The following is a 22883-nucleotide window of genomic DNA, read 5'->3' on the forward strand; positions in this document are numbered from 1 at the left end:
TAAAATTTTATCCTAAATTAAAAATAAAAATAAAAAAATGCTGCATTAAGGCAGCGCTTCCCAACATTCCTTTTATTTTCAATTATTTGTTATGAAGATGTTGAATAGTTTAATAGAAAGAATAGTGGAAAATTTTATAATAAAATAACCCATTTATAAATCCATCTCTACATTGTAAATCCTTTCAGGGATTTCCACATGGATCCGGTAGGCATCTTCTTCTGTGAGTAAACCCGCATTGATCAGTTTCCTGGTTCTTCTGGGAACGGTTCTGGGACCCATAACTGCCCCTGGTCTTGTTTTATCATCCAGGTAATCGGTTTCCATGAGGAAGTTTTTACCCTTCTTTACAGCCTCACGCATCACATCCCCACTGGCAATAAGCGAAGGTGTAATACCATAGTTTTCCTCTGGGAGGATAAATGGTCCTGAGAAATGTTTGATGACTTTTTCCTCTTTTAAATGGGCTTTCTTGGCCATCTCGGCAAATTCATGGTACTGTTCTTCTGAAGCACTCTCGGTGTGCAGTTGCACCGGGCAGTCTGCTTCACGTGCCAGTTCCATGGCATATATTATGAGACGGTTATGGACTTCCATTTCCTCTTCTGGGACTGGGTAGTGTGGTCTGCCAATTTCACCTATGCCCACTGCCCTTCCCTCCATCACCATGTTTTTGGCTGCCTCCAGAGCACCCCTCATTAACTCTTCAGCCTGGGCCAGATCCATACCTGCCTCAACACGTCGGCTGAGCTCTGCAGGATGGGCTCCCACCACTGCAAAGGCTTTAACCTCAGTTTCCTGGTTGATCTCATCTGCATACTTTACAACCAGTTCCATGGCCTCAACAAAATTACATTCCGGATTTACGGTCCATGTGGGCTTGTTGGGGATGATCATGGCTGTTCCCCCTGATCTATGAAATTTAGAGGCTACCTCTAAAGGTCCTTCACCGTTTATAGGATCTACGTGTATGTGATTGTCAGTGGATGGTATGTTGTCCATGTGATACTAACCTCATGTTGCCAATTTAATCTACTCTGGTTATCGACCTAATCTACTCTGGTTATCAGCCCAATCTACTCTGGTTATCAGCCTAATCTACTCTGGTTATCAGCCTAATCTACTGTGATTATCAGTATAATCTGTTCAACTTACATAACCCAATCCTTTCATTATTGCTTCTTCAAACACTTTAAAGGGTGGATTGATCCCGGTCCAGATGCGGAATGATTCCATTCCCTGATAAATTAACATTCTGGTACCGTTAATGGTTTTTGCGCCTGCCTTTTCTGCTTCACGTATCAGGCCTGTTTTCAGTGGATTGTAGACTATGTCGTTAACCACCAAATCTCGGTGCATCATACTGCTCGTTACAATGGGCTTTTGATCCTCATGGGGATGCATACCAACAGGCGTGGTATTTATCAGAACATCTGTGTCCTTTAACTCTTCAACCAACTTATCATCAAGACCTAAACAGCCCACTGAGGTGGCAAAATTCTGACCAAGATCATCTGTGAGTTTACAGGCATTTTCCAGGGTGCGGTTGGCTATTAAAACCTCTCCGGCACCAGCAAGGAGTGATTGGAATGATACTGCCCGTGCAGCACCACCAGCACCAATAATGATTATTTTTTTACCCTTAACTGGTGTGACTTCTTCAATTGCCTTAACAGCCCCCAGTCCATCAGTGTTAAAACCGGTGAGTGTGTTTTTTCTAAACTTAAGGGTGTTAACTGCACCTATAAGCTGTGCTGCCTGACCTATCTCATCAAGGTATTTTATTACCTCCCTTTTATGAGGAATGGTTATGTTCAGCCCCTTAATTCCCATAGATCTTGCACCAGCAATTGCAGAGGCCAGATTTTCAGGCCTAACCTGAAATGGAACGTAAATATAATCCATCTTAAGATGTTTGAAGGCAGCGTTGTGCATGGGAGGGGATAGACTGTGCTGGACTGGATCTCCCATTATACCCACCACTGCAGTTTTACCAGTTATCAATTCAAATCACCAAAATACTATTTTTTTAGGGAATATTCAATTTTTAAACCCTCCGTGGAAGGAAAAGTTTTTAGTTTTGAATTATTTATTCATCCAGTAATGTATTATATATTGTTTAGTTATGTTTGCAATCTATAAAATTATTCTGGCCCCTTGGATTTTTCTGTATTAAGGAAATGATTTTGTTTTATTTTTTCAAGGGTTGATGGGTAATAATTGGTTATTTAAAATATTGGAGGGACTTACCCTGGTGCCGGATAGGAATTGAAATATTAAAATAAACATTAAAAAGAGGCGGGAATGGTAAGGTAAGGAATAGTAGATGATTAATGAGATTTAAGCTAAGATTTTGAGTTTAATTAATAAAAAACCTAAAACTTTTTTTCTATTTTTAATTTTAATCAGAGATTTTAAAAAAAAATATTTATAATGATTAATAATATAGATATATATACTAAACAGAACTTATTAACCAGCAGAACAATCAAACAGCTTTAAATAGTTAATAACAGTGGGATAAGAATGATAAGAGATACCACCGTCCTTATGAATGAGAAAAGGGTATTCAAACCAAGTGAAGAAATAAAGGAAAATGCCCTGGTTAAAAATTGGGAAGCAGAAATTGAAAAAGGTAAAAACTTGGAAAAATATTGGTCAGAGAAAGCAGAACAGTTTGAATGGTTCAAAAAATGGGATAAAGTTCTTGATGAGTCAAACAAACCCTTTTATAAATGGTTTTTAGGTGGAAAAATCAATCTGGCCTACAATGCTGTTGACCGATGGATTAAATCTGAAAAAAGAAACCAAGTTGCAATAATCTACATAAACGAACGTGGAGAAGAAAAAAAAATCACCTTCTATGAACTCTACTTAGCAGTGAACAAACTGGCCAATGCCCTTAAAAACTTAGGTGTGAAAAAAGGGGACATAGTCTCTACTTACATGCCCATGTGTCCTGAACTCTTAATCGCACTACTTGCCTGCACTAAAATCGGGGCAATACACAGTGTGATCTACTCTGGACTTAGTGTAGGTTCATTGGTGGAACGTATTAACGAGACCCAGGTTAAAGTACTCTTCACAGCTGATGGAACATACAGGAGGGGTAAAGTAATAGATCTCAAAAGCATTGCTGATGAAGCAGTCCTGCAGTGTCCATCCGTTGAAACTATTGTGGTGGTTAACCACACCGGAACTCCCATTGAACTATCCAAATTATCAGGAAGAGAAATCTTCTATGAAAGGCTGGTGGAAGGTGAAGCATCTTACTGTGAACCAGAACCCATGGACTCTGAAGATCCTCTCTTCATACTTTATACTTCAGGAAGTACTGGGAAACCCAAAGGAGTCATACACACCACTGCAGGTTACATGTTAGGAACAGCTACCACTCTCCGTTATGTATTTGACATCCATGAAGATGATCTGTTCTGGTGCACTGGAGACATTGGATGGATCACTGGACACAGTTACGTTATCTACGGACCCTTACTTTTGGGAACCACCACTGTAGTCTATGAAGGAGCACCCGACTACCCTGACCCTGGAGTATGGTGGAAGATCGTGGAAAAATATGGTGTTACCAAGTTCTACACAGCACCCACTGCCATCAGACACCTTATGAGATTTGGAATACGATACACTGATCTTTACAACCTGGAATCCCTCCGTATTTTAGGGACGGTGGGAGAACCCATCAACCCAGAAGCCTGGATCTGGCTCTATAAAAATGTGGGTAAAGAAAGATGCCCTCTCATGGACACCTGGTGGCAAACAGAAACTGGTATGCACATGATATCACCTCTACCTGTATCCGACTTAAAACCAGGAGCAACCGCCCTACCTTTACCAGGAGTTGATGCTGACGTGGTAGATGGAAAAGGAAACCCGGTGCCTGTAGGAAAAGGAGGATATCTGGTTATCAAAAAACCCTGGCCCGCCATGTTCCGTAACCTACATAAAAATAAAGAACGGTTTAAAGAGATATGGAGTGAATTTCCAGGATGCATTTATAACGCTGGGGACATGGTTCGTAAAGACGAAGATGGATACTTCTGGATCCAGGGACGTAGCGATGATGTCCTGAAAATTGCCGGACACCGTATAGGAACTGCAGAAGTGGAATCTGCCTTTGTATCACACCCTGCTGTTGTTGAAGCAGCTGTTATCGGAAGGTCTGACCCCATTAAGGGGGAAATTATCAAGGCCTTCATCATCCTACGTGGAGGATATGAACTTAAAACAAAACTCATTGGGGAACTTAAAAAACATGTACGTCATGAACTGGGACCGGTAGCTGTACTGGGTGAAATCGTGCAGGTGGATAAACTACCTAAAACAAGGAGTGGTAAGATCATGCACAGAATTCTACGAGCCCAGGAAATGGGTGAAAATCTGGGTGATACATCCACACTGGAAGAATAGAAACACCCACATGGGAAGAGGAAAAAAATCAACAACATGAAAAAATCACTAAATAAAAGACCAACAGATATTATAAAATGCTCTTAAATTAACTATAGGGAGAATCTACGGGAAAAAAATAACAATGGGATGATGCTGAATAGATTAAAAAGTGTGATAAAGGAAGTTAAAGGGAAAAAATAGGTTGTCCTGTATCATTATGGCATTTTAGACAAATAGCAAAGTATAAGTGTATACAATAAAAAAATACATTTTATACCTAAATACTTAGATGGGGGGGGCATACTGTTATGAAGAAAGAAATTATTGTAATGCTTGTTGTTTGTTCAATTGTAGTAGTAGCTGGTTGTACTAATCCCTTTCAAAATGAGGATGATAATGAGAAGAACACAACCATCGTGATCCATGAAGATGGCGATTCTTCCAGTGGATCAGGTAGCTCTAGTGGTTCATCCAGTAGTGGATCAACCGTAAACGCACAAAATTGCCCTAATTGTGGACATTACCCCTGGTATCAGGGTTCCAGGTGTCCTACCTGCGGTTGGGGAGACAATGATGGAATACTCTACTGTCCTAGTTGTGGAGCATACGCCTTCCATGGTGACAGTTGGAGGAAAGGATACTGTACTGCTTGTGGATATACCACTTAACCAGATTTTAAAAAACGTTTATTCCCACAAGATAAAAAGTTCCATCAAACCGTGAAAAGAATTTATATTTTACTTATTTTTATCTTTTTCTGGATATTTTTCTTTGATAACTATTTTTTTTTAAGTTTGATTAGCTAACTATTTTTATTATTATAAATGTTAATGGAAACTTTTATTTTAATCACATTAGAAATTAAATTATGTTAAGAGTTATCTTAGTTAAAGTAAAGAGGTTAATATTAAGAGTTATCTTAAAGTGAAGATTCTATGTTCCAAGTTTCAGGATCAAGGGATTGTTGTCTTCCTATGGATAAAGATAACGAAAAAATGATTTTATGGGGGTTTAATCGTGATCGCCAAACAGAGGTTTGTTTTAGATACAACTGCCTTTACAGATAACAAGTTAAGGGATGCTTATGGGGACGGGGAATTGGATAAGACTGTAGATACTCTGCTGGACCTGATAGCCCGTTCCAGGATAAAACTCAATATCAGTTGCCACATGCCCCCCATCACTTATAAAGAATTCACTGACTACATAAGCCGCTATGAATGCCCCCAGGAAACCATGATCAAGGCTGAAACCTGGATCGTGAAAAAATCACCCAACCGTTACGACACCAAAATACCATCTGAAATATTCTATGAATATGTGCAGGATATGCGTGAACGGATGAACAAGGGCATGCGCATCTCAGAAAGTGCGGTCTGGGAGGCAGCAGTGGAATCCATGGTCATGATGTCCCGTGGTGAGAAAAAGACCCAGATCGAGATGGAAGTTATTGGAAAAGCCATTAAAGATTTCAGGAAACGTTACCGTGCAGCACTTCGTAAAGGAACCCTGGACAGTGCCCCTGATCTGGATGTGCTTTTACTTGCTAAGGAACTGGGAGCCGGAGTGGTAGCAGCAGACGAAGGAATCAAAGTCTGGGCAGAAAGACTGGGACTCAGGTTTTTAAGCGCTAAATCGTTCCCTAAAATGTTAAGAGAGTACTTAAAATATTACGAATAAGTGGAAATTCATTTAATAGGATGATAAAGTCCAATCTTTCGTTGATTCTGCTTATCCATTAACATCTTTTTAAACTTGAAATAGTAAGTAACAACACCATTAGTTATGATTCTTAAGTTTCCAGCACCACTACCCACCTGATCAGAACATTGCCCATTAACCAAAAAATGTATAAAAATTCGCTAAAACTTTAAAAAATGAAAATGCAATTCACGTTTAACCAATAGGAGAATTAGAATGGAACTACAAAAACCAAGAGGAACACGTGACTTCCTCTTTGATGAGATGAAAGAACGGAAATTTGTTGAAAACACCATGAGGAAGGTGTTTGAAACTTATGGTTATCAGGAGATTAAAACTCCAATTTTTGAGGATCTTGCCCTTTTCACCCTTAAATCTGGTGAAGGAATAATAGAAGAAATATATCACTTCCAGGATAAGGGAGGAAGAGATCTGGCACTCCGACCAGAATTAACAGCACCTGTAGCCAGGATATATTTAAACCAATTACAAAAAGCACCCCGACCCATAAAAATGTATTATTTTGGGAGTTGTTTCCGTTATGAACGACCACAAGCCGGACGTTTCCGTCAATTCTGGCAGTTTGGATGTGAACTCATTGGTGGAAAATCTCCCGACTGCGAGGCAGAGATCATTGCCCTGGCAGCCCACTGTTTAGAGGAACTGAAACTGGAAGATTACCAGATACACCTGGGTAACCTGGGAATTTTAAGGGGAATACTGACTCAGGATGGTGTTTCAGCAGACCAACAGGATCAGGTAATGGCAATTATCGACAAAGGAGAAGTAAAAGAACTGGAAAAATTGTTGGAAGAGTTAAAACTCAATGAAGAATCAAAAAACATTCTCCTGGAATTGATTGGATTGCAGGGACACCGAGAGGTCATTCCAGTTGTCCAGGAACTGGTAAAAAATTATCCTGATGCTACCAAATCCATGGAAGAATTGGAAGAACTCCTAGTAATGCTGGAAGCCTTTGGTTTTACCGGTTACACTGTAAATTTAGGGATTGCACGTGGACTAGACTACTACACCGGAACAGTTTTTGAGATCTATGTGGAGGGTCTGGGGGCCCAGAAACAAATAAGTGGTGGGGGAACCTATAATTTAATAGAGATTTTCGGTGGCGAAAAGGTTGAATCCACTGGATTCGCCTTTGGCTTTGACCGTGTGATGGAATCCCTCAAGATTCAAAAAACACAACCTGCACTGAAAAGTAGGGTGGAAGTCTTTGTAGCACCAATATCCACAGAAACAAAACTCAAGGCCTTTGAAATAGCACAAAAGTTAAGGAAAAACAACATCACTACTGATGTGGAACTGGTGGGCCGGAAACTTAAAAAGATTCTTTCCTTTGCAGATAACTCCGGGGCAAAATTTGTGGTCCTGGTAGGTGCTCGTGATCTGGAAGAAGGCAAAATCACCCTGAAGGATATGGAATCAGGAGACCAGGAACAAATACCTATAAAAAACATTACAAGTGTTCTGTTGGACAGAATTAAAACCAGCGAATGATTTTTAAAGGATTAATTGAATGGAATGTTTTAAGAATTGATTAAATTTGTAAGGATTGATTACATGGATATACCTCAACTCAATTACCGTCATGTGGTTAACGGAGAAAAACTGGTTATAGCCATAGCCCAGGATTATCAAACCGGAGAAGTGCTCATGGTTGCCTACATGAACCAGGATGCCTTTAATAAAACCATTGAAACTGGTAAAGCTCATTACTGGAGTACCAGCCGCAACCAGCTGTGGTTGAAGGGTGAAAGCTCTGGTCACACCCAGGAAGTGAGAGAAATCTTCACTGACTGTGACCAGGATGCCGTTCTCCTGAAGGTGAAACAGAATGGTGCAGCATGTCATGAAGGATATTACTCCTGTTTCTTCAGGGAAATATCAGATGAAGATGGATTTAAACTTAAAATAGTTAAAGAAAAAGTTTTCGAACCGGAAAACGTTTATGGAGATAAGTAGGATGAGAATTGTTCCAGATACAAGTGTTATAGTGGATGGTAGAATCACCCGCATAGTCCAGGAAGAAGACTACCAGGGATGTGAGGTGATAGTTCCCGAAGCAGTTGTATCTGAATTGGAAAACCAAGCCAACAAAGGAAGAGACAGCGGATACAATGGCTTAGAAGAACTTAAAAATTTGCAAAAACTGCATGGTCAAGGTAAAATCCATTTAAGCTTTGTTGGGCGCCGTCCCACCCTTGAAGAGATATCACTGGCAAGGGGCGGGGAGATCGACGCCATGATACGAGACACCGCCGGAGAAAATAAAGCAACCCTGATAACCAGTGACCGAGTTCAAAGGGAAGTGGCTGAAGCTCAGGGTCTTAACGCTATTTACCTTAAACCAGAGATGTTAGATTATGGTGACATCCAAGTAACCAAATATTTTGATGATAACACCATGTCTGTCCATCTTAAAGAGAACGTAGTTCCCCTGGCGAAAAAAGGGAAACCAGGGAATATAAAACTGGTCCGCATAAGATCCAAACCCCTTACACATGGACAGATGGAATTCATGTCACGTGAGATCGTGGAAAGAGCCAAAAGTGATTTTAAAAGTTTTATTGAAATAGAAAGGGAAGGGGCCACTGTAGTGCAGTTTAGGGAGTACCGTATCTCCATTGCCCGCCCACCATTCTCTGATGGTCTGGAAATCACCATTGTCAGACCAGTGGCCAAGGTTTCAATTGAAAATTATCGGTTACCAGGAAAACTTATAGACCGATTAAAAACCAGTGCCAAAGGTATACTCATAGCAGGACCTCCTGGAGCTGGTAAAACCACTTTTGCCCAGGCGATTGCTGAGTTGTACCAGAACATGGGCGCCATTGTTAAGACCATGGAATCACCCCGTGACCTGCAGGTAGGAGATGAAATCACCCAGTACGCACCTCTGGAGAAGGATATGAGTAAAACTGCTGATATATTGCTCCTGGTAAGGCCTGATTATACCATATATGATGAACTCCGTAAAACCAAAGATTTCCGGATCTTCGCAGACATGCGCCTGGCTGGAGTGGGTATGATTGGAGTGGTACATGCTACACGTCCCATTGACGCCATACAACGAATAATTGGCAGGGTAGAGTTGGGTATGATTCCATCCATTGTGGACACCACCATCTACATTGATGAAGGAAAAGTGGCAGCAATCTATGATGTTAAACTCACAGTTAAAGTCCCCACTGGAATGTTAGAGGCAGATCTTTCCAGACCAGTCATTGAAATCAGGGATTTTGAAACCGAAGACTTGGTACATGAGATCTACACCTATGGGGAACAGACCATTGTTATGGATGTGGGCAAAACACCATTAAAAAAGACACCCATCCAGAAAATGGCTGAAAAAGAGATCATAAAAGAAGTTAAAAAGGTGGTACCGGGTCGTGTGGAAGCTGACATGAAATCAGACCGTCGGGCCACTGTCTGGGTGAATGAAGATTCAATCCCCCAACTGATTGGTAAAAGAGGTAAAACTATTGAAGAGTTAGAGGGTAAAGTTGGCATAAGTATTGGTGTGGAATCCCTGGAGGCTAAAAAAGGACAGGCAAAGCCCCGCCAAAAAGGTAGTCGCGTCCCAGAAGTGTTATACCCTGATTACATGCCAGTTAAAGTGGAACTTTCAGGTAACTATGTGGTCTTGAATTTTGGTAAAGATGTGGTGGGAACTCCTTTCGACATATTAGTGGATGGAGATTATCTTTTCACCGCCACTGTAGGTAAAAAAGGCACCATCAAAATAAAAAAGGATATTGAGTTGGCTGAAATAATCCTAAAAGCTGAAAAGAACAATCTTAATATTCAGGCCAGGATCAGGGAAGAATAAAAAAAGCTAATCAGCCATTTTTTACTTTTTTTTTAAGATGGGTTTAAAATTTAAGATCATAGATCTGGATTGGCATATTTAACATCAGTACCTGTAGACTATTAAATGAATTTATAGGAGCATAACTATGAAAATCGGTGTTTCGAACCTGGCATTTTACCCGGAAACCTTTACTAGGATATTGGAATATCTTGAAGCAAAGGGTGTTGGTTTTTGTGAGATCATCAATGAATATCCCTATAATGAAATTGATGAAGACATACTGGAATCATATAATGTTAAACTGACTGTGCATGCTCCTCTTTCTGATATTAACTTGGCATCCCATAACCAAGCCATACGCACATCCTCTATTGGTGAGGTTAAAAAATCTATGGACAGGGCTGTGAGATGGGATTCTGAGTTGGTAGTAGTTCATCCAGGGAGTATGCCTGTTTTAGGTAGGAAAATTGAGGAAAAAATCTTCCAGTACAATTACGAGTCCCTGCAGGAACTGTCTAGCTATGCAGATGATTGTGGAGTTTACATGTGTGTGGAGAACATGCCAGTGATAGAAGGCCTCCTATTCCAGGATTTAAAGGAATTGAATTCACTGTTAGAAGATATAGGTACATATATGACTTTAGATGTAGGCCATGCCCATAATTCAGGTTTTTCCCCTCAAGATATGGTTCAATACCCCCTGATAAAACACATTCACCTTAGTGATAACGATGGAACATGGGACCATCATAACGCACTGGGCACTGGGAGTATAGACTTTGATTCATTGTTTGAAGCTTTGAATGATGTTAACTATGATGGTGTTCTGGTGGTGGAAGTGAAAAACCCCCAGGATGTTGTTGAAAGTCTAAAATACATTGAAAATAAAGTATAACACTATTTTAACATTTTTTTAAACTAAATAGAATTTTAACATTATATTAAACCTAAAACAGAATTTAGTAGGTTAAATTTTTTTAAAAAAATGAAAAATTAAAATCATACCAAAAAAATTGGAGTGGTTGTTTCTAGAACAACCAGTGTTCACCTATTTTATCCAGGTGGTATTGGAGAACAGTTTTATTTACTGTCACATTACCAACACTCCACCCCATATTAACAGTTTTTTCAGGATTTTTAGTCTTAATCAACGATTTTAATGTTAAATTTGTTGATTCTCCATTATTTGTGGAGTTTTGTGTTGAATTGGCTGCTTTTTCGATGGTAGATGTATCATTTTGTGTATTGGTTTTTTTGATTTCATTTGTTTCTGGTTTTTCTTCCAGTTGTGCAGGAGTTAATCTTGCTCTTGCACCATAAGCAGATTTATCGTATCCAGAACATCCATCGTAATCAGCATCACATCTAAAACAGGTTATTTCACCTTCGTAGGTTCCTTTAGGGTTTACTAACAGACAGCCATAGTGATGGCAGAGTGGACAGTAGTTTTCCCAGTAGTGATATCCAGATTCACCCCCATACATTCCCCCTGGTATAAAGTATCCTCCAATTGATGAAGCACTGCTTACTGGCAATGCTACTAATAAAAAAAGGGCAATTGCCGCTTTATACAAATTTTGCTTAATATAATTCCTCCTTTGGTTCATTCCGGCAAAATCATGCCTATTTTATGACATGCCACCTAGTGGTACCAGTTGGTTTGTCGGTTTGCCACAATCGCCACTAAAGACTATTGGGTTCTTTGAACCACATAACATACATTTAAACACCTCAAACAATTTAAACCGACTTATTATGAATTTTAATAAATAATAAGTGGGATGATTCTCATTGAACAATTATAAAACCTATAAAAATAGATCTAATGATATTACAAAATCTATCTTACTATGTGAAAATTTAATTGTTATAAAAAAAACTTAACTTCAATTTTATAAATCAAAAAAGTTTTTTCTTCATTAAACCTCTATTCTGGCAGTTTAGGGTCGAAGTTACTTATATACTTTGTGCCTATACATGATTATTCGATGATATTTTTTATCATAACTATAAAAAGGAAGAATAGAAAAAAATGAGTAATAGATTATAAAAATTTGAAGGGGATGTTTTCTTTGAAAATAGGGATAATAGGTGGAACCGGTGATCAGGGACTTGGACTGGCCCTGAGATTTACAAAAGCAGGTGAACAGGTAATTGTAGGTTCAAGAGATGTAAAAAAAGCCGAAAATGCTGTTAACCTCATTGAAAACATGTTAAAATCAGATGAATGTCCCAATGTAAGGGGATTGATCAATGCAGAAGCTGCCAGCAAAGCAGATATTTTAATTTTGACTGTGCCCCTCCAGGCCCAAATGATAACTTTAAAAAGCATTGCAGACCATGTGGAGGGTAAAATATTCATTGACGCCACCGTCCCCATGGAAAGTTGCCTGGGTGGTAGTCCAGTGAAATATGTGAATATGTGGGATGGTTCTGCCGCTGAAAGAACTGCCATCTTCCTTAAGGATAAAAATGTGAGGGTGGTCTCTGCCTTTAACAATATTAGTGCTGCCAGCCTGACCAATATAGAGCAGGACATAGATTGCGATTGTCTGATCTCAGGAGATGATGCAGAATCCAAGAAAGTGGCCATGGAACTTGCCGAGAAAATTCCAGGAGTAAGGGCAATTGATTGTGGTCCCCTGGAAAATGCCAGGATTGTGGAAAAAATAACTCCACTTTTAATAAACCTTAACATCCGCAATAAAATAAAACTGGCCGGTATAAGGATAACTGGACTTTAAATTAACGGAAGTTCACTTAAAGGATTAACTGAAGTTCATTTAAAAAGATTATAAACTAAAAAAAAACTTAAAAAAAAATGTAGTAAGGTACTTAATTATGGAATACGTAAAAAAAACCGCAGAAGGAATAGCCAAACACGCCCTGGAAGTTATCGATCGTATCAACCCCGAGCAAGTTGAACTGATGATTGGATGCATCACTGATTCAGAGTCCACCTTTATTGTGGGCAGTGGAAGGTCTGAACTGGTTGGTAAATCATTCGCCATGCGCCTGATGCATCTGGGATTCAGAGTATACGTAGTGGGAGATGTAACCACCCCTGCCCTCACTGATAAAGACTGTTTGATAGCCATTTCTGGATCTGGGGAAACCAAAACCGTGACCCTGGCTGCTGAAACTGCTAAAGAGGTGGGAACCCGAGTGGTGGGAATAACAACCGATCCTGACTCTACTCTGGGAAAAAATGCAGATGTAGTGGTTAATATCGAAAGTAAAAGTAAAGTACCCTGGAAATATTATACCTCACATGTTCTTAAGGGTAACTACGATGACTTGACCCCCATGGGCACTCTTTTCGAGGACAGCACCCATCTATTTCTAGATGGCCTTATAGCATCCTTCATGGTCCGTTTGGATAAAAAAGAAGCTGATATGGAAAAATTACACTCTTTGGATCGATAAATCCGGTGTGAAATATTCAGATCAGATGTAATCCTAAAAACCTCAATCATTTCCCTAAAAAAACCTTTCCAATTATAAAGTTAATTGACAGATTTACAGAAATTGACAGATTTACAGAAATTAATTGACAGATTTACAGAAATTAATTGACAGATTTACAGAAATTGACAGATTAACAAAAAAAGACAGCTGATTAAAAGGTGAAAACAATATGGATGCCGTGTTAAGAGGAGAATTAATAACAATCAATGACCCCAAAGCTGTCGCACTTCATGAAAAAAGCCACTATGGTAAATTTAACCAGGATGAACTGCAACTGTCACCTATGGAAGCTCTTTACCTCCAGGAAAAGGGTAAAATAAAAATTACAGACAAAGTTAAGGGTAAAGTTCTATCCGTGGATGAAATGTGGGAGCTCATCCAGGAAAAGGGTCTCCTGTATAAATACATTGTCTTCAGGGATCTGCGCAACCGGGGATATATTGTTAAAACTGGTTTCAAGTATGGTTCTGAGTTTAGACTGTATGAAAGGGGCAAATCCCCTGGTGATGGTCACTCTGACTTTGTGGTAAAGGTGGTATGTGAAGGTCAGGATATATCTATCTCCAACTTCTCCAGTTACGTTCGTGTGGCACATGGAGTTAAGAAAAAACTTCTCTTGGCAGTGGTGGACGATGAACAGGATATAACTTACTACAATGTTGAGTGGACCAGACCGTAATGCTAGTAATAGAAAATGAATTTATTAACTGATTAAAGAACGATTAACATCATCAAATATCCAAAAAAACATTATTAAAGGTGATTTATTGATTGACCCATGGAGTTCAGCCATAGTAAACTATGAAAAACTCATAGAAGAATTTGGAATAAAACCATTCCATGACCTTTTGGGGGATATTGAAAATCCCCATATTCTCATGCGCAGAGGTGTCATATTCGGACATCGAGATTATGGAAGAATAGTAAAGGCCATCCGGGAAAAAAACAACTTCGCAGTGGTAACCGGTATGATGCCCAGCGGTAAAATGCACATCGGTCACAAAATGATTGTAGACCAGTTAGTATGGTACCAGGACCATGGTGCCGAGATCTACATCCCCATTGCTGATATGGAATCATATTCTGCAAGAGGAATCAGCTTCCCAGAAGCTAAACAGATTGCAATAGATGAATACATCACCAACTACATAGCTTTAGGGTTAGATCCTGATGATAAGAACCTGCACATCTACCTGCAATCTGAAAACAAGATTGTGCAGGATTTAGCATATAAACTTGCTAAAAAAGTTAACATGAATGAGATGAAATCCATATATGGATTTTCAGGTTCTACCAACATAGCACATCTTTACACACCCATGATTCAGGTTGCAGATATATTACACCCACAATTGGAGGAATTGGGTGGTCCTAAACCCACAGTGGTTCCAGTGGGCCCGGATCAGGATCCTCACATACGCCTCACCCGGGATATATCTGAACGATTCAAATCTCAGTTCAACTTCATAAGCCCATCTTCAACTTACCACCGCTTCATCACCGGACTCACCGGAGGTAAAATGTCAAGTAGCAAACCTAAAACTGCCATATTCCTCAGTGACCCCCCAGAATTGGCCGAAAAGAAGTTGAAATCTGCTAAAACTGGTGGGAGAGAAAGTCTCACCGAGCAAAAGGAAAAAGGTGGTGTTCCTGAAGACTGTGTTGTGTATGAAATGTTACTTTACCATCTCCTCCAATCAGATGCTGAGTTAAAGGAAATTTACCAGCAATGTAAAAAAGGCAATGTTATGTGTGGAGAATGTAAAGCCAGAGCTGCAGAGCTGATGAGGAACTTCTTCAAAGATCTGGAAACAAAACGAAACAATGCTAAGAATAAAGCTAAAGATATATTAAACTAGAAAAAAACTTAAAAATAATGTCTATAATAAAATCATACACAATAAAGTATCATAAAGTTCAGGAGTAAAACATGGCCAGGGAAAGATTTGAAGGTGTGTTTGGGGGAATATATCGTCGGAACGAAACTTTTCTCGCTTTATCCGCTATGATGTTCATATGTTCTGTTTTCATCGGATATGCCTTTGCAGGGATGTTAGAACCAATAATGGCAAGTATGTTGGGAGAATTTAAAAGACGTATTGTGGAAGGTGAGTTAAAGCTTGACACTGTATCTATATTCTTAAATAATCTCAAAGTTGCACTGGTGCTCTATGCAGGAGGCATAATCTTTGGACTGGCTACTGCCTATTTCCTTATATACAATGGAATTTTCCTTGGTTATGCTGGAGCACACTACCAAATCGGAGATTTCATCATAGCCACCATTCCCCATGGTGTGTTTGAGGTTTTTGGGATCATAATTGCAGGTGCAGCTGGATTTAGTTTGGCAAAAATTGTTATCAACATTCTAAAGAGCACACTTAAAATACAATCAGATTTCAGCATTGCAAACCAGCTGAAATTCTTGTTAGAAGTTAACTATGATGATTTCAAGGATACGTTGATTATGATGGGCATTGCCATAGTCTTGCTTCTCATAGCTGCTGTAATCGAAGCAAACTTCACTCCTGGCTGGATACAGTATATGAATAGTGTTGTATAACCAAATTTTAGTTGACACATAATGAAGGGATGAATCCCATCTGTTTTGAGGAAAATTTCAACAAAATTTTTTTTTAATCCAAGAATAAAATTAGAGGTATCCCAATTTTAATCCAGGATCAGTTGTAAGTATTCAAAAAAAATAATTCCCAATAGTATGAGATCTATATTAAATAAAATGTTTATTCAAAATGTTAAGATAGTAAAGGTGATATTATGATGAGATGCATATCTTGTGGAGCAGAATATCCTGACGATGAGATAATCTACACCTGCAATCAGTGTGGTTCCATTCTGGAAGTCATCTGCCAACCAGATGTATCAAAAGATGTTTTCAGGTGCCGTAAATCAACAATGTGGAAGTACAAGGAGTTTATGCCTGTTGATCCATCCCGTATAGTTAGTTTGGATGAGGGAGGCACCCCCTTCTGCAAATGTGATAAATTGGGTAAAGAGTTAGGAGTTGAACTTTACGTTAAAGTAGAAGGCTCCAATCCCACCGGCAGCTTCAAGGACAGAGGTATGAGTGTGGGTATTACCAAAGCCATTGAATTAGGTGTGGATACTGTGGGTTGTGCTTCTACAGGGAACACATCCGCTTCTCTGGCTGCATATGCTGCTAGGGCAGGTTTGAAGTGTGTTGTCCTGCTCCCGGCAGGTAAAGTTGCCCTGGGTAAACTGGCTCAGGCCATGTTCCATGGAGCTCAGGTTCTATCAGTAAGGGGCAACTTTGACCAGGCACTGGAGGCAATCACCCAGCTGGCTCTGCAAGGTCAGCTTTACCTTTTAAACTCAATCAATCCTTACCGATTGGAGGGTCAAAAATCCATTGGATTTGAAATTGTGGATGATCTGGGATGGAAATCACCAGACCGGATCATATTACCTGTAGGAAATGCAGGAAATATCTCTGCAATTTGGAAGGGCATAACTGAATTCCAAAAAGCTGGTTTCATAGATGATCTTCCCTGCATGACTGGAATACAGGCTGAAGGCGCAGCCCCAATAGCCAATGCAGTTCGGGAAAATCAGGATGACATTGTTCCTGTGGAAAATCCGGAGACTGTAGCTACTGCTATTCGTATTGGGGCCCCGGTAAGTGCTAAGAAAGCTATTCGGGCCATTTATGAATCGGATGGTTTGGCAGAAACCGTTACTGATGAGGAGATCTTAAGTGCCCAGAAACTCCTGGCCCAAACTGAAGGAATTGGAGTGGAACCAGCGTCAGCAGCATCCATTGCAGGACTTAAAAAGTTAGTTAATTCAGGGAAAATAGACAAAGGTGAACAAATTGTGTGTGTAGTCACTGGCCATGTTCTTAAAGACCCTAATATAGCTATAAATGCGTGTGAAGAGCCTGTTGAAGTAGATGCTGATATTGATGCGCTTTTGAAGATTATAAAGGGAAACTGATTGATTTTTTCCCACTTTTTTTGGGGGAAAAACTGGACTATTTCTATTTCTTAATTTTTTCTTCATGACCCAAGATCATATGAATTGTCATGTGGTGTCCCAAGATCATAGGGATCATCTTGACATGACCAAATACCATATAGATCACCAAATAATCACTGATTTTAACGATACATATATATAGGAGTACGGCAACAGTGTATATTAACAAATATACAAAAATGAGGTGATTAATATGGAATTACCAATAGCTCCAATTGGAAGAATAATAAAGAACGCCGGTGCAGAAAGAGTCAGTGACGACGCTAGAGAAGCTCTAGCAAAAGCTTTAGAAGAAAAAGGCGAATCTATCGCTACTGAAGCTGTTAAACTGGCAAAACACGCAGGAAGAAAAACTGTTAAAGCTTCTGACGTCGAATTAGCCGTCAAAAGGTTATAAGTTAACCTTCCTTTTTTTTCTTTTTTTTTAGAGCATTTTCAGCCCTTATTATAACTGTTTTTTCCATGATAGACTTCGTTATACTTGTGAAGATCTTTTGAATTTTTAGTAAAAATTAATAATAACAGAAGGACTAAATCTTCAACAAAATTAATCTAAAATGGATCATTCCACCCTAATCTTTTATGTGGCCATTTTATGTCAGGAAATTGGAAGTCAAATAAAGGCCAATTTCAGAGATCATTAGTTTTTCATAAGTTTATATGATGGTAAAATAATATTCTACTTTATAGAAATTAGGGTGATTTGTATGAAAATGACATATGAATTTAAATTTGACAAACCAAACCAGGTGTTCTTGTTAGAGGTTAATGAAAGAGTTAAAAATTCTATTAAAAATTCAGAATACGCTCAAAAACGTCATGAAACTTTAAGAATTGATAAAGAATCTTTAGAAAAATTTCATCCTGTTAAAAATCCCGATTCATATATCTTCGCACAGAATTTAATTGCTAAAATAGAGTATATTCTTAGTAAAATAGATCTAGATGAGTAAATATCACTATTTTTCTTAATTCTTTTATTTTATTTCACCAGTTGTCCTTTTTCTCCTGTGAATTAGAGAACCTCATTAAACAGTTTTATTGCCAAAAAACCCCCTAGTTTTAAACAATTAAAACAAATGATATTAAACAAGTTCAAGGGGAAATGGATACAATGGCAACAATAACACAAGTATCAGCAGGAATGGATACGGATTTCGTGATAAACTTAAACTAATCGCTTTAACGTGAAATAACACTTAATAAGCTCCAAACTGAATAATTCTCATCGAATTTTTCCCTTAAAAGGTTTAACTCGGACTTCACAGGGTGGCCCCAACACAGTTGTGTCGGGTCGCCTTTTCAGAACAGATAATATTTTAACTTTTCTAACTAAGCTTTTACATCGTAACATCCATATCACCTTGGCTGGTATGGTGTAAGTCTGCTGTGAGGTTCCAGAGGGGAACATTTGGCAACCATACCCTCTGTGAATTCTCACATTGAAACTTACTTTTTATAGCATGTTCAATATTCCAACTTAACATTGATTTTTAAGTAATAAAAGTGAATATCCAAGAGCGTGTGAGGTAATCTACCTTTATAAGTAATACTTTTAACATCCTTATACTAAATTTAACCCCCTGTACATGGAATAAACAGAATGCTCCCCATCTTTATTTTAAAATAATGGTAATGCTTTTTCATGAATGGGAAACTTGAGAAAGTTAAATCAAAAACAAAAGAAAACTTCCCGAAGTTTTAGAAATTATAGTACTATGATGATAAAAATATTGTTGTCTGAAAGCAAAACATTTATATGCGCACAATATCAAATAATAATATAGTCACTAAAGAGGTTAACAATATCATGAATTTTTTGAAAGATGAAAATGGACAAGGGGCAGCCGAATACATACTATTATTTGGTGGTGTGATCGTCATTGCCGTGACAGCACTAATCATATATAAAACATACTTCGACGGCAACACTTCACTCAACGCTAACAATGACACCAACTCTGTAAGATCCAATTTAACCGATAACAATAGTACAGCAAGTAATGGTTCCACACCAGACACACCCACACCAGTCAAACCCACACCAGTCAAACCCACACCAGTCAAACCCACACCAGTCAAACCCACACCAGTCAAACCCACACCAGCCAGTCCCATATAATCCTAAACTTTTTCAAGTCAATATCGTCATCTAAATTTTGATCTTATAGCTATAATGCTCGGTCAACACCTACGCGCAACTGCTTTATTCCCTCATCTTTACCTTATCCAACCCATCAAATCTTTTTAACTAATATTCTAATGTCCACACTCCCTTATTATCACGTTTAGGATGGTAGGGTGTGTGAAAAGTAATCGACGGTATTATTCTGCCCCCTTACAGTGTCATAACACGAGGAAAAGGGGTTTTTATGGGGGCTGAACAAGCAAATTAAGCGAAAGGTTTATCGAATCAAAAACTGAATAATTCAAACAAGCAGATAACATGAAGGGGAGTACAGGAAGGGGTAACTGAGAATACTTAATTTCAGATGAGATGAATATCAATAGATGACCGAAAATAAGGTGGAATAATGGTTAATCGTCCATTGTTTAATGGTAAAAAATTAGAAATTACAATTGATTCTGAAAGTTTTGATGAACTTCTATCAACCGAGAATGACAACGCTATTCAGATTTTAAATTATTCAATGAAGCTTGATAGTAATTCAAAATATTTTAAGTTCATTAGAACTCCATTCAAAACTGAACATGAGCTACTTGATGATATACCTTTTTTTAGATTGCAGGAAAATTATGATGAGATGATTGGTCCAGGATTTTATCACGATATTTCAGTATTAGATATAATAAATAATGAAGAAAATGTCATTTCACATTGGATGGTGGGCTTGAAAAGAAAAGATCTTGAATATGTTGTAAAAGATCTTTTTGGGGATTTAACAAAAATGGATGATATCTTTTCTGTAGTATTGCATAGTTATGCTACTGGTCCCAATACGGTTTTTGTCACTACTAATAAATTCCTTCTAAAAAATAGATTTTTGCTGGACATTATCCATGAACCTGTAACAATTGTGGATCCTGAAGAAACAATACGAATAATTGATTTATTTTTTCAATACATGGGTAAATATATTGTCAAGGGAATTGAGTGGGATAAACTGAGTTATTACAGGAACAGGTTTATATCAAAGTTTTCATATTTTCCATTGAATAATCAAGAGCTTTTTATTGCATTTTTTGATCGTTTTTTATTTGTTATGATGAGTTTAGATGAAATAAGCATTCAAAAATATTTAGAACTTGATAATATTTCATTATATAACATTTATTATCATTTTAATTACTTTATCTCTCTTGTAAATGGATTATTTGACAATCTAGCCTTGATTATTCAAGAAAAGTACAATTTAACCTTTCAGGGAATGGAACATCCTAATAGTGTTAACTTGAAGCCGAAGAAAAAAAACAATGAAGAAATTAATAGTTTTTTAAAGGCACTTAAAAAGGAAAACCAGGAACTTTATAATTTGATAGATTATTATAAAGATTTTATTCTGTTAATTCATGATATGAGAAATATTATTATCCATGATAAAATGTTAGGGATGAAATATTTAAGTTATGATGAAAATCTTCAGATAAGTGCTGTAAGGTTAAATGACAATTTTCTCAGTAAATTACGCGCTTGTAAATATTTTACCACTCAGAAATCTGAGGTTTTAGGATCGTGGGGAATTTGGAAGAAAGATTCATCGTATTTTTTAGATCCATCCTATTTTGGAAGTTCAATTATTATCACTCTAATAAAATTTTCAGTTAAAATTTTCGAATTATTAAGTTTTGAAAATTTAGAAAATGCATTAAAAAATAAAGATCCACCTCTTTATAATGAGATAAAAGTTTTTAAGGGAGATAAAAAACTATTCCCTAATATTTCATAGATTCAATTAGTTGAGTTAACATTAATTCGTAGATATTAAACATGTATCCTAGTGAGTTTTTTAATGAAAAGTGCAGAATACGGCCTGAAAGAACTTTGATCATACTATCTAGAGAACAAAAAAATTACTCAAATATGAAAATTAAAAGCTATTTAAGCAACTAATTTAAAATTAAAGAGTTAAAATGATTTTAATCATCAACAAAGCTTATTAAATGATATTCTATAACTTCAGTTTGTCCTATTCCTCTATCTTGAGAAACTTGAGTTACGTTTACATTTGAAAGCTTTTTAACATGGTTAACTACATCATCTATGAATTGCCTATCAAAATAAACCGTAATAAGTTTCTTATTTTCTTCATTCACAATTTTAAAATTAGGTCGTTTAACAACAAAATCTAATGCCCCCATAACCCCTGTTAATGTAATAATATCTTCATCTTGATCATCTGCTTCAATCAGAGCATCAAATATTTGTTTTGCTTCTTCGATTAACTGTGTTGGTGTTTTGTTTATGCATTCTAATGTAAAGTTTCAGATCTCTTGTATACTTTACCTTAGTCATCTCTTTGCGTGGTTTGTTTTTAATGAAATATTGAATTTGCGGTCCTGAGTGATGTCCATACCAGATCATTTATAGTGGTGGTTAACAAATGAAAATGAGAGAGCAGCTAAAAATTATTTTTTTAAGTTTACGTACACCAATTTAAGGAAGTTAAGTATATATACTGTAATTAACTAATTTTGTTACATCTAATTTTAGAATTCTAAAATATTTTTTTAAGTTTAAAATTAGAATTTTTGGTCTATCATCGGGATCAGAACTTCACGTACGCATAAGTGAATAGTGGAGTCTAAAATTAGGATTTGCCGATGGATGGTTAAAAACCAGATGAAAAAGGAGGTAAATAAATGGCAAAAGCAATGTATGTTAAATTTGATGTGCCTAAAGAGTTAGCTGACAAAGCTTACGAGGCCCTAGAAATCGCAAGAGACACAGGTAAAGTAGGAAAAGGTTCCAACGAGGTAACCAAAGCCGTGGAAAGAGGAGAAGCAATACTGGTATTGCTGGCTGAGGATGTTGACCCTGCTGAAATTATCGCTCATATGCCTGTTCTTGCTGAAGAAAAGGAAATACCCTACGTTTACATACCCACTAAAGATGAACTGGGAGAAGCAGCCGGTCTAAACGTGGGAACCGCGTCTGCCTGCATAATTGATGCTGGTGAAGCAGAAGATCTCATCAAAGACGTGGTAGAGAAAGTAGAAGAGCTCAAGAAATAATTAACACTTACAGAAGGAAACATCCTTCTCACTTTTAAAGGTGATTAAATGGCAGAAGCAACTCCTGCAGAAGTTATCGAGGTTCTGAAAAGAACCGGTATGACCGGAGAGGTCATGCAAGTTAAATGCAGGATATTAGAAGGAAGAGATAAGGGTAGGATATTAACCCGTAATGTTATGGGCGCCATAAGGGAAGGCGACATTCTGATGTTGTTGGACACCATCAGGGAAGCCAAAGAAATCCGTACACCCTAAATTGAAGGTG

The 22883-nt window shown here is 37.8% G+C and carries 23 protein-coding genes and 1 pseudogene; 19 read left to right on the forward strand and 5 right to left on the reverse strand.

Annotation, left to right across the window (positions count from 1 at the left end; genetic code table 11):
* Positions 1-153 precede the first annotated feature (153 nt).
* Both J2743_RS05260 and aroE read right to left on the reverse strand, forming a co-directional pair.
* Complete coding sequence (locus J2743_RS05260; RefSeq protein WP_209625513.1) at positions 154-1002, reverse strand: TatD family hydrolase; 849 nt, start codon at positions 1000-1002, stop codon at positions 154-156.
* Positions 1003-1146: 144 nt separating this feature from the next.
* Complete coding sequence (gene aroE / locus J2743_RS05265) at positions 1147-2004, reverse strand: shikimate dehydrogenase (RefSeq protein ID WP_209625514.1); 858 nt, start codon at positions 2002-2004, stop codon at positions 1147-1149.
* 522 nt (positions 2005-2526) lie between these two features.
* On the opposite strand from aroE, the gene acs reads away from it, so the two are divergent.
* The 7 genes from acs to J2743_RS05300 all read left to right on the forward strand — a co-directional run bounded on the left by acs (position 2527) and on the right by J2743_RS05300 (position 10835).
* Positions 2527-4428: an acetate--CoA ligase gene (acs, locus tag J2743_RS05270; RefSeq protein ID WP_209625515.1), complete on the forward strand. Its 1902-nt coding sequence runs from the start codon at positions 2527-2529 to the stop codon at positions 4426-4428.
* Between the two features lie 290 nt (positions 4429-4718).
* A complete protein-coding gene (locus J2743_RS05275; protein WP_209625516.1) occupies positions 4719-5078 on the forward strand; it encodes a hypothetical protein in 360 nt (119 codons plus the stop codon).
* A gap of 349 nt (positions 5079-5427) precedes the next feature.
* Positions 5428-6090, forward strand: a complete 663-nt coding sequence (locus J2743_RS05280) for an RNA ligase partner protein (protein ID WP_209625517.1) — start codon at positions 5428-5430, stop codon at positions 6088-6090.
* Positions 6091-6327: 237 nt separating this feature from the next.
* Positions 6328-7626, forward strand: a complete 1299-nt coding sequence (hisS, locus tag J2743_RS05285; protein ID WP_209625518.1) for a histidine--tRNA ligase — start codon at positions 6328-6330, stop codon at positions 7624-7626.
* Positions 7627-7689: 63 nt separating this feature from the next.
* On the forward strand, positions 7690-8091 hold the full coding sequence (gene hisI / locus J2743_RS05290) for a phosphoribosyl-AMP cyclohydrolase (RefSeq protein ID WP_209625519.1): 402 nt from the start codon (positions 7690-7692) through the stop codon (positions 8089-8091).
* Position 8092: 1 nt separating this feature from the next.
* Positions 8093-9958: a PINc/VapC family ATPase gene (locus J2743_RS05295; RefSeq protein ID WP_209625520.1), complete on the forward strand. Its 1866-nt coding sequence runs from the start codon at positions 8093-8095 to the stop codon at positions 9956-9958.
* 127 nt (positions 9959-10085) lie between these two features.
* A complete protein-coding gene (locus tag J2743_RS05300) occupies positions 10086-10835 on the forward strand; it encodes a sugar phosphate isomerase/epimerase family protein (RefSeq protein WP_209625521.1) in 750 nt (249 codons plus the stop codon).
* Between the two features lie 133 nt (positions 10836-10968).
* Here J2743_RS05300 and J2743_RS05305 read toward each other — a convergent pair whose 3' ends face one another.
* Positions 10969-11514, reverse strand: coding sequence for a hypothetical protein (locus J2743_RS05305; RefSeq protein ID WP_245248066.1), 546 nt, complete (start codon positions 11512-11514; stop codon positions 10969-10971).
* A 498-nt stretch (positions 11515-12012) separates the two neighbouring features.
* Between J2743_RS05305 and npdG the strand changes: the two genes are divergently transcribed.
* The 8 genes from npdG to J2743_RS05345 all read left to right on the forward strand — a co-directional run bounded on the left by npdG (position 12013) and on the right by J2743_RS05345 (position 18378).
* Positions 12013-12684 (forward strand): NADPH-dependent F420 reductase, encoded by a 672-nt coding sequence (gene npdG / locus J2743_RS05310; RefSeq protein WP_209625523.1) that lies wholly within the window; start codon positions 12013-12015, stop codon positions 12682-12684.
* A gap of 97 nt (positions 12685-12781) precedes the next feature.
* Entirely contained in the window at positions 12782-13366 is a 585-nt protein-coding gene (gene hxlB, locus J2743_RS05315) for a 6-phospho-3-hexuloisomerase (protein WP_209625524.1), read from the forward strand.
* Between the two features lie 211 nt (positions 13367-13577).
* On the forward strand, positions 13578-14087 hold the full coding sequence (gene endA, locus J2743_RS05320; protein WP_209625525.1) for a tRNA-intron lyase: 510 nt from the start codon (positions 13578-13580) through the stop codon (positions 14085-14087).
* A gap of 88 nt (positions 14088-14175) precedes the next feature.
* On the forward strand, positions 14176-15267 hold the full coding sequence (locus J2743_RS05325; RefSeq protein WP_209625526.1) for a tryptophan--tRNA ligase: 1092 nt from the start codon (positions 14176-14178) through the stop codon (positions 15265-15267).
* Positions 15268-15338: 71 nt separating this feature from the next.
* Positions 15339-15971 (forward strand): stage II sporulation protein M, encoded by a 633-nt coding sequence (locus tag J2743_RS05330; protein WP_209625527.1) that lies wholly within the window; start codon positions 15339-15341, stop codon positions 15969-15971.
* Positions 15972-16186: 215 nt separating this feature from the next.
* Positions 16187-17383, forward strand: coding sequence for a threonine synthase (thrC, locus tag J2743_RS05335; RefSeq protein ID WP_209625528.1), 1197 nt, complete (start codon positions 16187-16189; stop codon positions 17381-17383).
* Between the two features lie 235 nt (positions 17384-17618).
* Complete coding sequence (gene hfoB / locus J2743_RS05340; protein ID WP_209625529.1) at positions 17619-17822, forward strand: histone HfoB; 204 nt, start codon at positions 17619-17621, stop codon at positions 17820-17822.
* A gap of 310 nt (positions 17823-18132) precedes the next feature.
* The gene (locus J2743_RS05345; protein WP_209625530.1) at positions 18133-18378 is read left to right on the forward strand and encodes a hypothetical protein; all 246 of its coding nucleotides are present in this window, start codon (positions 18133-18135) and stop codon (positions 18376-18378) included.
* A gap of 272 nt (positions 18379-18650) precedes the next feature.
* Here J2743_RS05345 and J2743_RS05350 read toward each other — a convergent pair whose 3' ends face one another.
* The gene (locus tag J2743_RS05350; protein ID WP_209625531.1) at positions 18651-18866 is read right to left on the reverse strand and encodes a hypothetical protein; all 216 of its coding nucleotides are present in this window, start codon (positions 18864-18866) and stop codon (positions 18651-18653) included.
* 369 nt (positions 18867-19235) lie between these two features.
* On the opposite strand from J2743_RS05350, the pseudogene J2743_RS12045 reads away from it, so the two are divergent.
* A pseudogene (locus J2743_RS12045) lies at positions 19236-19418 on the forward strand (class III signal peptide-containing protein); the annotation flags it as partial.
* Between the two features lie 541 nt (positions 19419-19959).
* On the forward strand, positions 19960-21333 hold the full coding sequence (locus J2743_RS05360) for a hypothetical protein (protein ID WP_209625533.1): 1374 nt from the start codon (positions 19960-19962) through the stop codon (positions 21331-21333).
* 190 nt (positions 21334-21523) lie between these two features.
* Here the strand turns inward: J2743_RS05360 and J2743_RS05365 are convergent, their stop codons facing one another.
* Positions 21524-21745 (reverse strand): hypothetical protein, encoded by a 222-nt coding sequence (locus J2743_RS05365; RefSeq protein WP_209625534.1) that lies wholly within the window; start codon positions 21743-21745, stop codon positions 21524-21526.
* 501 nt (positions 21746-22246) lie between these two features.
* On the opposite strand from J2743_RS05365, the gene rpl7ae reads away from it, so the two are divergent.
* Together rpl7ae and J2743_RS05375 are read left to right on the forward strand one after the other, a co-directional pair.
* Complete coding sequence (gene rpl7ae / locus J2743_RS05370; protein WP_209625535.1) at positions 22247-22618, forward strand: 50S ribosomal protein L7Ae; 372 nt, start codon at positions 22247-22249, stop codon at positions 22616-22618.
* Positions 22619-22666: 48 nt separating this feature from the next.
* Positions 22667-22873, forward strand: coding sequence for a 30S ribosomal protein S28e (locus J2743_RS05375; RefSeq protein WP_004031085.1), 207 nt, complete (start codon positions 22667-22669; stop codon positions 22871-22873).
* The last annotated feature ends 10 nt before the right edge of the window (positions 22874-22883 follow it).

The sequence above is a fragment of the Methanobacterium petrolearium genome (genome assembly GCF_017873625.1).
GTDB classification, from domain to species: domain Archaea; phylum Methanobacteriota; class Methanobacteria; order Methanobacteriales; family Methanobacteriaceae; genus Methanobacterium; species Methanobacterium petrolearium.

Bases quoted from the DNA above. Each gene is read 5' to 3' on its own strand.
- J2743_RS05295 (WP_209625520.1), top strand. From the start codon at position 8,093: ATGAGAATTGTTCCAGATACAAGTGTTATAGTGGATGGTAGAATCACC.
- J2743_RS05375 (WP_004031085.1), top strand. From the start codon at position 22,667: ATGGCAGAAGCAACTCCTGCAGAAGTTATCGAGGTTCTGAAAAGAACC.
- rpl7ae (WP_209625535.1), top strand. From the start codon at position 22,247: ATGGCAAAAGCAATGTATGTTAAATTTGATGTGCCTAAAGAGTTAGCT.
- J2743_RS05365 (WP_209625534.1), bottom strand. From the start codon at position 21,745: ATGGGGGCATTAGATTTTGTTGTTAAACGACCTAATTTTAAAATTGTG.
- hfoB (WP_209625529.1), top strand. From the start codon at position 17,619: ATGGAATTACCAATAGCTCCAATTGGAAGAATAATAAAGAACGCCGGT.
- hisS (WP_209625518.1), top strand. From the start codon at position 6,328: ATGGAACTACAAAAACCAAGAGGAACACGTGACTTCCTCTTTGATGAG.
- J2743_RS05345 (WP_209625530.1), top strand. From the start codon at position 18,133: ATGAAAATGACATATGAATTTAAATTTGACAAACCAAACCAGGTGTTC.
- acs (WP_209625515.1), top strand. From the start codon at position 2,527: ATGATAAGAGATACCACCGTCCTTATGAATGAGAAAAGGGTATTCAAA.
- J2743_RS05275 (WP_209625516.1), top strand. From the start codon at position 4,719: ATGAAGAAAGAAATTATTGTAATGCTTGTTGTTTGTTCAATTGTAGTA.
- J2743_RS05330 (WP_209625527.1), top strand. From the start codon at position 15,339: ATGGCCAGGGAAAGATTTGAAGGTGTGTTTGGGGGAATATATCGTCGG.
- J2743_RS05300 (WP_209625521.1), top strand. From the start codon at position 10,086: ATGAAAATCGGTGTTTCGAACCTGGCATTTTACCCGGAAACCTTTACT.
- hisI (WP_209625519.1), top strand. From the start codon at position 7,690: ATGGATATACCTCAACTCAATTACCGTCATGTGGTTAACGGAGAAAAA.
- J2743_RS05360 (WP_209625533.1), top strand. From the start codon at position 19,960: ATGGTTAATCGTCCATTGTTTAATGGTAAAAAATTAGAAATTACAATT.
- endA (WP_209625525.1), top strand. From the start codon at position 13,578: ATGGATGCCGTGTTAAGAGGAGAATTAATAACAATCAATGACCCCAAA.
- J2743_RS05260 (WP_209625513.1), bottom strand. From the start codon at position 1,002: ATGGACAACATACCATCCACTGACAATCACATACACGTAGATCCTATA.
- thrC (WP_209625528.1), top strand. From the start codon at position 16,187: ATGATGAGATGCATATCTTGTGGAGCAGAATATCCTGACGATGAGATA.
- hxlB (WP_209625524.1), top strand. From the start codon at position 12,782: ATGGAATACGTAAAAAAAACCGCAGAAGGAATAGCCAAACACGCCCTG.